This is a genomic window from Weissella soli (assembly GCF_001761545.1).
GTDB lineage: Bacteria > Bacillota > Bacilli > Lactobacillales > Lactobacillaceae > Weissella > Weissella soli.
Genome location: NZ_CP017326.1, coordinates 336,430 through 349,511, shown reverse-complemented (window position 1 = coordinate 349,511; position 13,082 = coordinate 336,430). Strand labels below are relative to the sequence as shown.

Below are 13,082 nucleotides of genomic sequence, written 5' to 3'. Positions count from 1 at the left end.
CCAATCGCGGTCAACAAAAAAACACACCCACCAAAATGGATGTGTCTGTCAGGATTATTCTGCTGATGGGTGTAACAAAATTTCTAGGGTATTGCCCAGTTCATCAGCCCGGACTTCAATCGCCTCTTCAGCATTGCGAACCTTAACTTCCACAATACCTTCACTTGCTTTTTTACCGACTGTGATCCGCACTGGCAAACCAATCAAATCTGAATCAGCAAACTTGACCCCGGGACGTTCATTCCGGTCGTCAACCAAGACTTCATAACCGGCCGCCACCAACTGATCGTTAATTTGATCAGTCAACGCACCTTGAACCTCATCAGTATATTTGATTGGTACCAAGTGGACATTCCATGGCGCAATATTCGTTGGCCAAGACAAGCCCTTCTCGTCAGCATTTTGCTCTGCAATTGCGCTGAGCAATCGTGACACACCAATCCCATATGAGCCCATGATGATATCAACTTGGCGACCATTATTATCGAGCACTTGTGCACCCATGGCCTTTGAGTAACGTGTACCCAATTTGAAGATGTGGCCAATTTCGATCCCCTTAGTGAAGACGAGTTTACCCTTACCATCGACGGCTAAATCACCCTCACGTGCAGTCCGGATATCTGCGACTTCATCAATGCGGAAATCGCGATCAACGTTCGCATTCAAGTAGTGGAAGCCAGCTTCATTACCACCAACCGTTAAGTTAACCATGTCAGTGATCCATTCATCAGCGATGATTTTGACGTTTTCACCAACACCAACTGGTCCTAATGAACCAAAAGGTGCCCCAATAAATTCTTGCGCTTCTTCTTCAGTGGCCATCCGCAATTCATCAGCATGCAATAAATTCTGGACTTTGACCTCATTAACTTCATAATCACCACGGACCAACAACATAATTGGTTGACCGTCAGCAAACATGAAGATGGTTTTGGTCAACTTGTCAGCAGTCGTTTCCAGGTACTCTGCCAATTCAGCAATCGTACCAACTTCTGGCGTTGCAATCCGCTCTAACTCCCCCAGAGCAGCATGTGACTTGTTAGGAATATACAAGTCCTTTGCCATCTCCAAGTTAGCTGCGTAATCAGAGGCATCTGAATAAGCAATAATATCTTCACCAGCTTCTGCTGGGGCAGAGAATTCCTTTGAGTCAGAGCCACCCATCGCACCGGCATCGGCAACGATCACGCGGTAATCCAAGCCAACCCGATCAAAAATCTTAATGTAGGCCTGCTCCATTTGTTTGAAGGCCTCATCTAAGCCGGCTTGGTCAACGGAGAATGAGTAAGCATCCTTCATGATGAACTCACGCCCACGCAACAAACCTGAACGGGGGCGCTTTTCATCACGTAGCTTCGTTTGAATTTGATAAACCGTCAATGGCAACCGCTTGTATGACTTGATATCGTCACGAATCAAGGCGGTCATGGTCTCCTCATGCGTTGGTCCTAGGATCATGTCACGATCATGCCGGTTCTTCAACTTAAATAAGTCCGGACCATAGGTGTCATAACGACCAGACTCTTGCCATAATTCGGCCGGCAACAAGATTGGCGCCAGCATTTCAATGGCGTCAATCTTTTCCATTTCTTCACGGATAATATCGTTAATCTTATTCAAGACGCGTTGGGCTAATGGCAAGTATGCATACACCCCGGCAGATACTTGACGCATGTATCCCGCACGCAACATTAATTGATGCGAGATGACTTCTGCTTCTGCAGGCGTTTCACGCAACGTTGGAATGAAAACTTTTGATTGTTTCATAAAACCTTTTCCTATCCTAATCTGTTTCAATGCAGTAAGTCTAGTTTACCATATCTCGACTAGCTTAATAATTTCAAATTTACAACAAAATCTTTGAGTAGGCCAACCGGGGGGTCCCATCTGCGACCATGTAGACGATCCCATTGTAGGTAAAGCCTGCTTTTTTAATCACCTTTTGCATCGGGACATTAACTTCATGGGTATCAATGCGCATCTCATGCCCAGAAATAGTTTGGACCATTGTTTCAATCAAGTGCATTGTATGCGTTGCTAATCCCAAGCCCTGTTTATGCACATCGACGGCAATGCGATGAATCGCAAAATACTGCCCGTCAGATGCCGGCAACCACGCACCTTCTATCTTATCATAATTGATATCAGGACCAGCTACCAGCGCATAGACGCCCACCACTTCACCATCAAGTTCAATCACGTAACCCTGGTGCCGTTCAATGTCAGTTAAAAAATCGACCCGTCCCGGGTATGCCTGACCCCATTGCGGATTACCTTGTGCATGCATCTTCTGACGTGCACCGGCAACAATTTCTAAAATTCGCGTGATATCTGCAGTGGTTGCCTGCCTAGTTGTAATTTCTTTATCCATACTGGTCCCTTTTTCATATAATAAAAAAGCGCCTGCCGCAGCAAAAACGCTTATCTCTAATTTAGATTATGATACTAAGTAATTTATGACCGGTCAATGGCCGACTTAAGATGTAATTTCGCCGCCAAGCGGGTCGCCCGTTCGCCAAGCATCTCAACGCCCAACGTCGACTTCAATACCGCTACGCCATAGATGGCACCCCCAATGGCGGCTGTGATCATCAACAAGATGAACTGCTGCATCCGGGTATCAGCCGTAAAGTAACCGCCGGTCGTGGCAATTGGGGTCACCACGGCATACATAACTAATGACCAAAACATGACCATAACCAATGTCCGTTGTAATGACAGCCAATCAATTGGGTAACTACGCGTTAAACGGACGACCGCAAAAATCAACCCCGCAATGAAGCCCAGCAAAGTGCTGACCAAAGGCCCCATCCCTGCCAACCACAGCGTCATTGGGACTTGTGCCATCGACTTAACAACTAAGACGATTAACAGAATCCAGAGCGTTTCGCGTAAACGACCCAGTCCTTGATAAATCGCTAACACGACCATATAGGCACCAAAAACGACCCCCACGTACGCTGAATACTGTAAGATCAATGTACCATTGGTCACATCAACCGCCCCGTAAAAGGTGATATACAAGGGCCGGGCAACTGCGGCCATCCCCAATGAAGCCGGGATCATCACGAACGCTAACAACTTGAGTGCATACGCGATTTGATCACCAATTTCATAAGGGTTCCCGTTGGTCTTGGCCCGGGCTAGCATGGGTAACGCTGTTTCAGCCATCCCCACTGCGATTGAGACCGTCAACATGATTAATTTGTTAGCGTTAAATGAAAATTGGGCAAACATTTGATCGATTGCACTGTATGAAAATTTCGTCAACTGTTGCATGATGTGGAAAAAAGTATATTGATCCAAAACCTGCACCAATGAGATGGCCGAACCCGCTAAAATGATGGGCAATGACTGGCGCACCATCTTGAGCAAGACACTGCCACTTTCCTCGTGCAACGCGCCTGACAACACATACTGACTTTCAAAATAACCACGTCGTAACCAGATACCCAGTAAGAGCACGAGGATACCCGCCAAGGCACCCCAGAAAGCGGCAAAAGTGGATTGCACCACCGCATCGATCCAGTCCCCGTGTTGACCAAGCATAATCCAAGCTGTCATCGCGAGCATGTAGATCACGCGCACTAATTGTTCGATGAACTGTGACAGCGCGGACAAGCCCATAAATTCAAACCCTTGCACGTACCCCCGTAACATTGAGAGTACGGGAATAATCAAAACGGCCGCCGCCAATGACTGCAAGACGGGTACCACATTCGCATTACCCTGTGCCAAAATACCTGAAAGGACGTACAACAGGCCAGCTGCAATCAGACCCATTGTAATACCTAAGACCAGCGACTGCCGGAAAACACTGCGCACGCGGCCAAACTGCTGACGTTCACTATATTCAGCCACCAACCGGGCCAGGACATTTGGTAACCCAGCCGTTGCAATCAGTAGAAACACCGCGTAGATTTGATACCCTTGCGCATAGAGTGAATTCGCTTGATTCGTATAGGCATGACCAATCATCATTAACCAAGGAATGATGTAAATCGCCCCGAGCAAACGTGAGGTCATCGAACCAATGGTCATCCACATCGTCCCCCGGAGCATTCGTGAATTTGCCGAGGCACTCACCTTCTCAGTTCGGCGTTGTGCCTCTGTTGCCTGCGTGCGCTTTTTCGCCTCGTTCGCTTGTTTTAAAAGTTCTTCATCAACGACACGCACGACCTTGGTTTCACCACGCACCCGATGGTTTAGATAATCAAAGGTGTCCTCGACTTCTGTCACCTTGATGCCTTTTTCAATCGGTTTTGCTTCAGCCTTTGCAATGGCTACCTCAATCACATCGTCGAGCTCAGTATTAAGTGCCTGTTCAGTAGTGACCGGAGCCACAGACGCAGTTTCCGTTAGATCTGGTTGTGACGTCTGTGCCGCTTCGTTAGCCTCACTAGTTGCCATCGACGGCTGTGGTGGTAACATCTCCGTCAACGATTTGCCCTGTAATAATGCTTGTAAATCATCAATTGAAATTTCACCGCGGTAAGCGTCTGTATCTTTATCGGTCATGATGATTTACCCCTCTCCCTTTCCATTCTCGATGACGTTACACAGACTCGAACTGTGATCTAAGACTTAGGAGGTCCTTGTTCTATCCCGTTGAACTATAACGCCAAATTTGCATACGTTCTATTATATGCAAAAAATGCTAAGTCCGCAAACTTAGCATACCAATATACATTATTAATTGATAAAGTAGCGCATGATATCGTTCCAAGTCACTGCGACCATCAACATCAATACTAATGCCACTCCAATCAAGGTAACCCCCGTTTGAACTTTTTCAGAAATGGGGCGTCGAATAATCGCTTCAACCGCATTCAACGCTAACTTACCACCATCTAATACGGGAATCGGAAATAAATTCATCAATCCCAGGTTCACCGACAACCAGGCCATAAAGCTTAACAGCGCTAGGAAGCCAAAGGTGCTGACAGTCTCAGTCGTTTTGTAAATTGAGACCGGACCACCCAGTTGATTCAAGGAAGGTGCCGCGATGAGCGCCTTGATGGCCCGGAACAATTGCGTGAATGCTTGACCCGTTGTTGCAAAGCCGTATTGCACCCGGGCCCCAATTGACTTGGTTAACTTCGAGGTCACCCCGATTTGACCAATCTTAGTGGCCCCACTCTTGACCGTTTTGACATGGACTTGTTTTTTAAATGTTTGACCCTGACGTTCATAGGTGACGGTGACGGTCTTTCCAGGTAATGCCTGAATCGTATCTTGCATGCCCTGCCAAGTCTTCACCGTTGTACCATCAATTTTCTTGATCGTATCACCTGAGCGTAACCCCGCCTGATAGGCCGGCGCATTTTTTTGGACGGTATCAAGCGTTGTCGTTGTGACCCCAGGAATCGCAAAGGCTAACCCAATAAACAACAGGACTGCAAACACAAAGTTCATGAAAGGCCCGGCAAAATTAATCAGCGCCCGTTGCCATAGTTTAGCTGATTCAAAATGCGTATCGCGCGGTGCAATAATCAGTTCGGTACCATCCTCTTCGATCACATGCGCATCATGATCAACTGGCCAACGAACTAAATTCGTATCGTCATCAGCCAAATAACCCGCAATATGCAAATCATCAACTAAATCAATGCTATCAATGATGATTGCTTGGCCACCAACCAACTCAACCTTATCAGACAGGTTGATCCGTTGTACCACACCGTCTGCCACTACGACCACGGCCGACATCCCAGGGCGCACGGGATGATCATCCATCTCCGCATTTCCGGCCATCCGCACGTATGCTCCAATTGGCAATAAACGAATGGTGTAGGTTGTATCGCCACGACTAGTCTGGAATAATTTCCATCCCATCCCAATTGAGAACTCGCGTACACGCACACCAGCTTTTTTAGCGGTGTAAAAGTGCCCAAATTCATGCACTCCCGTGACCACACCAAACACAAATATAAAGGCAATAACACCAATCATAATTTTTAATTCCTCTCACAGGTGTTTCTATCATTTAGTCACATCACGCAGGTAACCGTGATGCAAGCACGTACACGTTGCCATCTTTGCAACCTATATTAAAAAAGACACTAACATCAGTGTCTTTTTGATCATACTCATAATTATACGTTATCCAACGAACTTGTGCGAACTTTACTGTAAACCACCCAATAAATATAAAATTGGTAAGACAATCAGTAAGGAATCAAAACGATCTAAGATACCACCATGACCAGGCAAGATCGTCCCCGAATCTTTCACTTTGTAATAACGTTTTAAGGCTGATTCAATTAAATCACCAAATTGACCAGCAATTGAAAGGAGTAACGTCATCACCAACATCCAGCCCCAGCTATAATACTGTGGGAAGAAGTGGGTGTAAATCGCCATGACCAGCACCGCAACGACGGTGCCACCAATTGAACCTTCCCAAGTCTTATTGGGACTGATACGCGGTGCCAACTTATGCTTACCGATTTGACGACCGATCAGGTAGGCACCTGAATCAGTAATCCAAACAATTAATAAGGCATAGAATAAGGTTGATGTACCAACTTCACGGGCTTGTACAAAGAAATGGAAGCCCATACCAACATATAAAATAGCCAACGTAAAGACGCCCGCATCCTCAAAATTGAAATGGTTTTTTGAAATGACCGTGTGGAACAACATTAACAACACAAAAATGTATAGTAATGACTCCGCATGCAAGGGTACAGGTACCTTATTATCAATGCTCCGCCAGACATCACTGGGTAAAGTCATCAACACTGCCCCAATCATTGAAATAACTGCCTCAAAGGATACTAATAACCGCTTACGCATCAAGGCTACTTCGCTCAAGGCCACTGCCGCTAACAAAGCCGCCACAACTTGGAGCACCCATCCGCCCATGAATACCGTTGGCACAAAAATGGCCAACGCAATCACAGCGGTGATAACACGTGTTTTCATAATTTATAACGACTCACTTCTGTGAGTATTTCCCCTATTTTTTATCACTCATATTTTCAGCCAGACCACCAAAACGACGGTGCCGGCTTTGATAAATCAGCAATGCCTTTTTCAACGCCTCGCCATCCATCTCCGGCCAGTGTTCATCCAAGAACACCATTTCACTATATGCCATTTGCCAGAGCAAGAAGTTAGACAGCCGCTCTTCGCCACTGGTCCGAATCAAGACATCCGGATCAGCATACTCACCCAGACTACTGGTCATTAACGACTGACTGATAATCTCTTCGTTAATGTCACTGGGATGCATCTGACCCGCCGCCACGGCTGCCGCGATCGTTTGCACACCTGAAACAATTTCAGCACGACCGCCGTAATTCAACGCAAAGTTCAAAATCATCCCCGTGTTTTGGGCGGTTTGTTCAATCGCTGCCTTGACCGAAGCCTGTGTGTCCTTAGGCAATTGCTCAACATACCCCATCACACGGACTTGGACGTTGTTGGCAATTAATTCTGGTACGAACGTATCGAAAAACTTACCTGGCAATTTCATCAAAAAAGAGACTTCATCTTCTGGTCGTTTCCAATTTTCAGTTGAAAAAGCATATAGGGTCAACACCTTGACACCCAAATCACTTGCAGCTTTGGTAATTGTTTTAACGACTTCCATGCCGCGCTGGTGCCCTGAAATCCGTGGCAAATTCCGTGCCTTCGCCCACCGCCCATTACCATCCATGATAATGGCGACGTGGTTCGGAATCCGGGTCATGTCGATCTCTAACTGTATTTGATTTTTTGGTTGTCGCTTTTTGAAAAACACAACACGTCCTCCGTCTCACTTATCAACTGACTAACTATAACATTGTATCAATGTTACCATCAGATTTCTATTAGTTATCGTATGCACCCGCTAAAATAGCTTCAATGGTATCGACGACCCCATTGTGATTATTGTCATTCAAAGCAATATTATCAACCCGGACTTTCATGAAATCCTCAGCATTTGGCATTACAAAAGGTAGTCCAACATAGCGGAGCATTTCCAAGTCATTTCCATTATCACCAAAAGCGGCCATTTCTGACGGTTGGATATGCAAGCGACGGCTTAATTCCTCGAGTCCCCGCCGTTTATTAGTCCCGTGTGACAAAATATCAACAGATCCAAAGCCTGATCCGGTAGCGTGTAATTCAGAACCAAAAATGTCACGCAATTCACGCACTTGTTTTTGAACATCAACCTCAGGTGGCCATACTAATGATAGTCGGAAAATCTCATCGTCAATATCCAAAAACTTTTCGACTTGGTGCACGGAGGGATAAAATTCGCGCACGCCCATAATGATTTCGGCGGTGGCATGATTTGACACGTAGGCCCCTTCATGGCCAGAGAGCACAATCAAATTTTCCATATGTGCTTTCGTCTCACTATTCCATTTTAACACCCGTGCGATTTGTGCTTTGGTTAGCGCTGCTTCACCCAAAACCTCATCGCCACGCGTGACCAAAGCGCCATTGTCCGAAATATACGTCAACCGTTCCGGATTCACTGGTGCAAAATAAGCTTTTAATTGCTTCAATTGGTTACCACTTGCTGCCACCATGGTAATCCCGCGTTCATCCATCAAATCCAGCAACGTCTCGAATTTGTCATAGTCAAACGTCTTATCATCACGGAGCAATGTGCCATCCATATCTGTTGCAATCAACTTAATTGCCATTTCTCTCACCTCTCGTTATCTGTGAATCTAGTCCACATCCAATCATACGTCATTCATTATACCAAATGCCGAGACGCGATGATTTTGTTACAATACTAAATAGGATAAAATTTTAGAATTAGAAAAGGAACCGTCGTGATGGAACAACAAACACAAGCAGTACCCACCCCACAAATCACGCGCGAATCACGCGGCCGACAATTAACCGCCATCCCCTGGTTCTCAGCGATGCTGTCCGTCGCCGCGCAGGTAGCCATCTGGTGGATATACCCATCAATTTACTCAAAGCAACTTTCAGCAGGGCAATGGCAAAATAACCCCCAGCTACTAACCTATTCTGTTTTCTTGGCTTTGACGATTTTCTGTGTCCTGCATCGCCAATTTAAGGGGCTCATTAATTATATTTTCTTATTGATACCATTCATTTTGCTATATACAATGTACCAAGAAATGACTGGTCAACAAATTGTCTTACTTGCCCTGTTACCAGCTGCGTTAGTCCTCATTCATTTTCGCTGGTTGAATCTCCAAAATATTTTAGGGTTAATCTTATTTTCTGGTCTCTCAACACTATCGCTGCCAGTTGTTATTTTTTATCAGCAAAATACGTATTTAACCACACCCTTTTTACTGAGCTTATTGCCACTACTGCTCAGTTACTTGTTTTTCATGACGAGTTTATTCATCCCCCGCGGGGCTAACAAACGGCTCACGGCCCTTGCATTTGGCATTATGTTACTCCTCAATATATTAACACTACCTTGGAGTATCTGGACTCTCGCGGCGGTGCTAATTCTATTTTTCACCTGGCTGATCCTGATTAATTTGAATTTGCGCCCTCGCTTTCGCATGGCGACTTTCTCGATACTACAAGCCATCACAGTTTTAATCATATTTTTGCAACAAAAATAATCAAACCATAAAAGAGGGTTATGCCTATCACAGCATAACCCTCTTTTATTAATCTTCGCTCAAACTTAGGACCGCAACACGATCGAGATTGCGAAAATGGTTATTGTAATCCATACCATAACCAACCAAAAATTCATTCGGTACCCGGGCTCCAAGAAAATCAATTTGGATGCCGCCTACTGATGAATCTTCGCGCTTATCTGTGGCCACTGCCACATACACTTTGGCAGCACCTCGTTTTTGAAATAGTTCCTTCAGATAATGCAAGGTGAGCCCCGTATCAATCACTTCATCCAGTAAAATCACCGTCTTGCCAACAATATCGCTGGAAATATCACGATTGATGGTGATAACCCCAGTTGAACTATCACCATCGTAACTTGAAACATCGATGTAATCTGTTTCGACATCCCGTTCAAGTGCTCGCAAGATATCCGCCATCCAAATATAGGCGCCCTTCATAATCCCAACGAATACTGGTCGGTCAACATCCTTGGTTGCCTCATTAATTTCAGCAGCCACCCGGGTCACCATGGCCTCGATTTCTTCACGGCTTAAAACCGTCCGTTCTAGAGTCATTTTCATTTTATTTTGCGACTCCTAGTTATTTTTCGGCATCTGCCCAGATATCAAACAAGACATTCGTAGCTTCATTTGAGGGACCAACGGCAAAAGTATACAAAGGCACGCCTACCAATTCTTCAACTCGTGCCAAGTAGCGTTGGGCATTTTCTGGCAAGTCAGCGCGGGTCCGGACACCCGTAATATCTTCATCCCAGCCGGGCAATTCTTCATAAACTGCTTTTGCCCGACGGACTGCGCCAAGCGATGCTGGGTAGGCGGTCAAACGCTCACCATCTAACTCATAAGCTACGGCAATCTTCAAAGTTGGAATACCTGACAAAACATCTAATGAGTTCAAGGCAATATGCGTGAACCCACCAATTCGCGCTGCATGGCGCATAATGACTGTATCCAACCAGCCAATCCGGCGTGGGCGGCCAGTCACAACCCCATATTCATGGGCAACTTCACGGATTTGGTCACCAATTTCATCAAATAATTCAGTCGGAAAGGGACCATCACCAACACGTGATGTATACGCCTTCATGACCCCTACCACGCGGTCGATCTTCGTTGGGCCAACTCCCGCACCAATGGTCGCACCGCCGCCCACTGGTGAAGATGACGTGACATAAGGATAGGTTCCATGATCGATGTCTAACATGGCTCCCTGGGCGCCTTCAAACAAAACCCGCTTACCGGCGTCTAAATAATCATTCGCCAAGACCGCGGTATCACAAATGTAGGGGGCGAGTTTTTGTCCATATGCGTAGAACTCTTCAACCAATGGCTCAACGGCCAGTGGCGCATGGTCATAAATTTTTTCTAATAACTCATTCTTCTCATTTAGAACGGTCGTCAAACGTTCGTGCAAAACTTCTTTATCCAACAAGTCGATGACACGAATACCAGTACGTGCAGCCTTATCCATATAGGCTGGTCCAATGCCACGACCGGTGGTTCCAATTTTACCGGCCCCCTTCTTGGCATCCGCTAATTGATCAATCAGAATATGGTAAGGGAAAATCACATGCGCACGATCTGAAATGCGCAGGTTCTCTGTTGAAACACCCTTAACATGGATTGAATCGAGCTCCTCGAGCAATGACTTGGGGTTAATAACCGAACCATTTCCAATGACAGCGAGCTTCTTTGGATCAAAAATTCCTGAAGGGATTGATGATAACTCAAACTTCACACCATTTACATAGATAGTGTGCCCAGCATTGTTACCACCTTGATAACGTACAACCATGTCGGCATCTTGCGCGATGAAGTTGGTAATCTTACCCTTACCTTCATCGCCCCATTGACTCCCGACTACAACGATTCCTGCCATGATGGCCTCCTCTATTTGACACTCAACCGAAAATTAGTTGAACCAAAAGATAGTTTACTTGTAAAACACGAACATAAATTCAATGTTTTTATTACTTGTACAGTCTAGCAACAATTTTCGTGATTTTCAAGAGTCTACCAATAAATAATCTTAGTAATTTACTTCAAAATGTGTAGATATAAAAACTTAATGTTCGCTTTTAATGTTGACTTTCAGAAAATTAACCCGCATAATATGGCTTGTTTGTTAATATTCTTATTTTAGGAGCATTTATATGTCTACTCTTGCACGTTACTTCCAATTCGATGAATTGAAGACCAATCATCGTACGGAATTTATCGCTGGTTTGACTACTTTCGTTTCAATGGCGTACATATTGTTCGTAAATCCATCTGTGCTTGGCGCAGCTGGTATGGACAAGGGAGCTGTCTTTACCGCTACTGGCGTTGCCGCTGCCGTTGCGACAATCTTTATGGGCCTTGTTGCCCGTTACCCGATCGCCATCGCCCCAGGGCTTGGCGTGAACGCTTTCTTTGCTTACTCAGTTGTCATTGGTATGAAGGTACCTTGGCAAACAGCGATGGCTGGTGTTTTGGTCGCTGCCTTAATTTTCTTGGTTTTGACTTTCTTCAAGGTTCGTGAAGCCATCATCAATTTAATTCCACAGGACTTAAAGGTAGCCATTGCCTCAGGAATTGGTTTGTTCATTGCCTTCATCGGTTTGGCTGACGCCGGCTTGATTGTTGCGAATGACGCCACCATGGTCTCACTAGGCCATCTCTCATCAGGTACTTCACTGCTATCAATTTTTGGCATCATCGTGACGCTAGTTTTGATTTCACGGCGGGTACCAGCTGCGATCTTCGTTGGGATGATTTTAACAGCAATCGTGGGAATCCTAACTGGCTTGATTGACCTACCAAGTTCAATCGTGTCAACTGTACCCTCATTGGCTCCCACATTTGGTGAGTCAATCAAGCACATTGGTGATATCAACTCATTCCAATTAGCAACCGTTGTTTTGACATTCCTTATTGTGACCTTCTTTGACACCGCCGGTACAATGATTGGTTTGGCAACACAGGCTGGCTTCATGAAGGATGGCGAGATGCCTCGTGCCGGTAAGGCTTTGATGGCCGATGCCGTTGGTATGACCGTTGGGGCTGTCATTGGTACTTCACCAACTTCTGCTTATGTTGAATCTTCAGCCGGTATTGCAGTTGGTGGTCGCTCAGGAATGACCTCAGTTTGGACAGGTATTTTGTTCTTACTAGCCTTGTTCTTCTCACCATTACTTGGCGTTGTGACTTCACAAGTCACAGCTCCTGCGTTGATTGTTGTCGGTATCTTAATGGCCGAGAACTTACGTCATATCAAATGGGATGATTTTGCCATCGCGGCGCCTGCCTTCTTGATTGTCATTGGGATGCCTTTGACATACTCAATCTCAGACGGAATTGCATTGGGATTCATCGTCTACCCAATCACAATGTTAGCTACTAAGCGTGGTAAGTCAGTGCACCCAATGATGTGGGCTTTGGCCATTATCTTCTTAGTCTATCTATTCATTGTTGCTCATTAATCTAATTAAAAAAATGCGTGCCCGTGTTAATACGGGTACG

11 protein-coding genes and 1 tRNA gene are annotated in these 13,082 nt (G+C 45.5%); 2 read left to right on the top strand and 10 right to left on the bottom strand.

What is annotated here, in order from left to right; translation table 11 throughout:
- Positions 1-54 precede the first annotated feature (54 nt).
- From WSWS_RS01675 to WSWS_RS01640, 8 genes are all read right to left on the bottom strand, one after another.
- Positions 55-1,767, bottom strand: a complete 1,713-nt coding sequence (locus WSWS_RS01675) for a proline--tRNA ligase (RefSeq protein ID WP_070229635.1) — start codon at positions 1,765-1,767, stop codon at positions 55-57.
- Between the two features lie 79 nt (positions 1,768-1,846).
- A complete protein-coding gene (locus tag WSWS_RS01670; protein ID WP_070229634.1) occupies positions 1,847-2,371 on the bottom strand; it encodes a GNAT family N-acetyltransferase in 525 nt (174 codons plus the stop codon).
- Between the two features lie 83 nt (positions 2,372-2,454).
- Positions 2,455-4,518, bottom strand: a complete 2,064-nt coding sequence (locus WSWS_RS01665; protein WP_070229633.1) for a putative polysaccharide biosynthesis protein — start codon at positions 4,516-4,518, stop codon at positions 2,455-2,457.
- A gap of 32 nt (positions 4,519-4,550) precedes the next feature.
- Positions 4,551-4,623: transfer RNA gene (locus tag WSWS_RS01660), tRNA-Arg, on the bottom strand.
- A gap of 69 nt (positions 4,624-4,692) precedes the next feature.
- The gene (gene rseP, locus WSWS_RS01655) at positions 4,693-5,952 is read right to left on the bottom strand and encodes an RIP metalloprotease RseP (RefSeq protein ID WP_114981444.1); all 1,260 of its coding nucleotides are present in this window, start codon (positions 5,950-5,952) and stop codon (positions 4,693-4,695) included.
- 174 nt (positions 5,953-6,126) lie between these two features.
- Positions 6,127-6,927: a phosphatidate cytidylyltransferase gene (locus WSWS_RS01650; protein WP_070229631.1), complete on the bottom strand. Its 801-nt coding sequence runs from the start codon at positions 6,925-6,927 to the stop codon at positions 6,127-6,129.
- A 34-nt stretch (positions 6,928-6,961) separates the two neighbouring features.
- A complete protein-coding gene (locus WSWS_RS01645; RefSeq protein WP_070229630.1) occupies positions 6,962-7,747 on the bottom strand; it encodes an isoprenyl transferase in 786 nt (261 codons plus the stop codon).
- 70 nt (positions 7,748-7,817) lie between these two features.
- Positions 7,818-8,645 carry a Cof-type HAD-IIB family hydrolase gene (locus WSWS_RS01640; protein ID WP_070229629.1) on the bottom strand — a complete coding sequence of 276 codons (828 nt, stop codon included), beginning with the start codon at positions 8,643-8,645 and terminating at the stop codon, positions 7,818-7,820.
- A gap of 138 nt (positions 8,646-8,783) precedes the next feature.
- On the opposite strand from WSWS_RS01640, the gene WSWS_RS01635 reads away from it, so the two are divergent.
- Positions 8,784-9,557, top strand: coding sequence for a hypothetical protein (locus WSWS_RS01635; protein ID WP_070229628.1), 774 nt, complete (start codon positions 8,784-8,786; stop codon positions 9,555-9,557).
- Positions 9,558-9,605: 48 nt separating this feature from the next.
- Here the strand turns inward: WSWS_RS01635 and hpt are convergent, their stop codons facing one another.
- Together hpt and WSWS_RS01625 are read right to left on the bottom strand one after the other, a co-directional pair.
- Positions 9,606-10,142: a hypoxanthine phosphoribosyltransferase gene (hpt, locus tag WSWS_RS01630; protein ID WP_114981442.1), complete on the bottom strand. Its 537-nt coding sequence runs from the start codon at positions 10,140-10,142 to the stop codon at positions 9,606-9,608.
- Between the two features lie 19 nt (positions 10,143-10,161).
- Positions 10,162-11,460: an adenylosuccinate synthase gene (locus WSWS_RS01625; RefSeq protein ID WP_070229627.1), complete on the bottom strand. Its 1,299-nt coding sequence runs from the start codon at positions 11,458-11,460 to the stop codon at positions 10,162-10,164.
- Positions 11,461-11,734: 274 nt separating this feature from the next.
- Here WSWS_RS01625 and WSWS_RS01620 point away from each other — a divergent pair, with 274 nt between their 5' ends.
- Complete coding sequence (locus WSWS_RS01620) at positions 11,735-13,042, top strand: NCS2 family permease (RefSeq protein WP_070229626.1); 1,308 nt, start codon at positions 11,735-11,737, stop codon at positions 13,040-13,042.
- Positions 13,043-13,082: the final 40 nt, after the last annotated feature.

Coding starts and splice junctions, on each gene's coding strand:
- rseP (WP_114981444.1), bottom strand. CDS start 5,952: ATGATTGGTGTTATTGCCTTTATATTTGTGTTTGGTGTGGTCACGGGA.
- WSWS_RS01670 (WP_070229634.1), bottom strand. CDS start 2,371: ATGGATAAAGAAATTACAACTAGGCAGGCAACCACTGCAGATATCACG.
- hpt (WP_114981442.1), bottom strand. CDS start 10,142: ATGAAAATGACTCTAGAACGGACGGTTTTAAGCCGTGAAGAAATCGAG.
- WSWS_RS01640 (WP_070229629.1), bottom strand. CDS start 8,645: ATGGCAATTAAGTTGATTGCAACAGATATGGATGGCACATTGCTCCGT.
- WSWS_RS01620 (WP_070229626.1), top strand. CDS start 11,735: ATGTCTACTCTTGCACGTTACTTCCAATTCGATGAATTGAAGACCAAT.
- WSWS_RS01625 (WP_070229627.1), bottom strand. CDS start 11,460: ATGGCAGGAATCGTTGTAGTCGGGAGTCAATGGGGCGATGAAGGTAAG.
- WSWS_RS01635 (WP_070229628.1), top strand. CDS start 8,784: ATGGAACAACAAACACAAGCAGTACCCACCCCACAAATCACGCGCGAA.
- WSWS_RS01675 (WP_070229635.1), bottom strand. CDS start 1,767: ATGAAACAATCAAAAGTTTTCATTCCAACGTTGCGTGAAACGCCTGCA.
- WSWS_RS01665 (WP_070229633.1), bottom strand. CDS start 4,518: ATGACCGATAAAGATACAGACGCTTACCGCGGTGAAATTTCAATTGAT.
- WSWS_RS01650 (WP_070229631.1), bottom strand. CDS start 6,927: ATGAAAACACGTGTTATCACCGCTGTGATTGCGTTGGCCATTTTTGTG.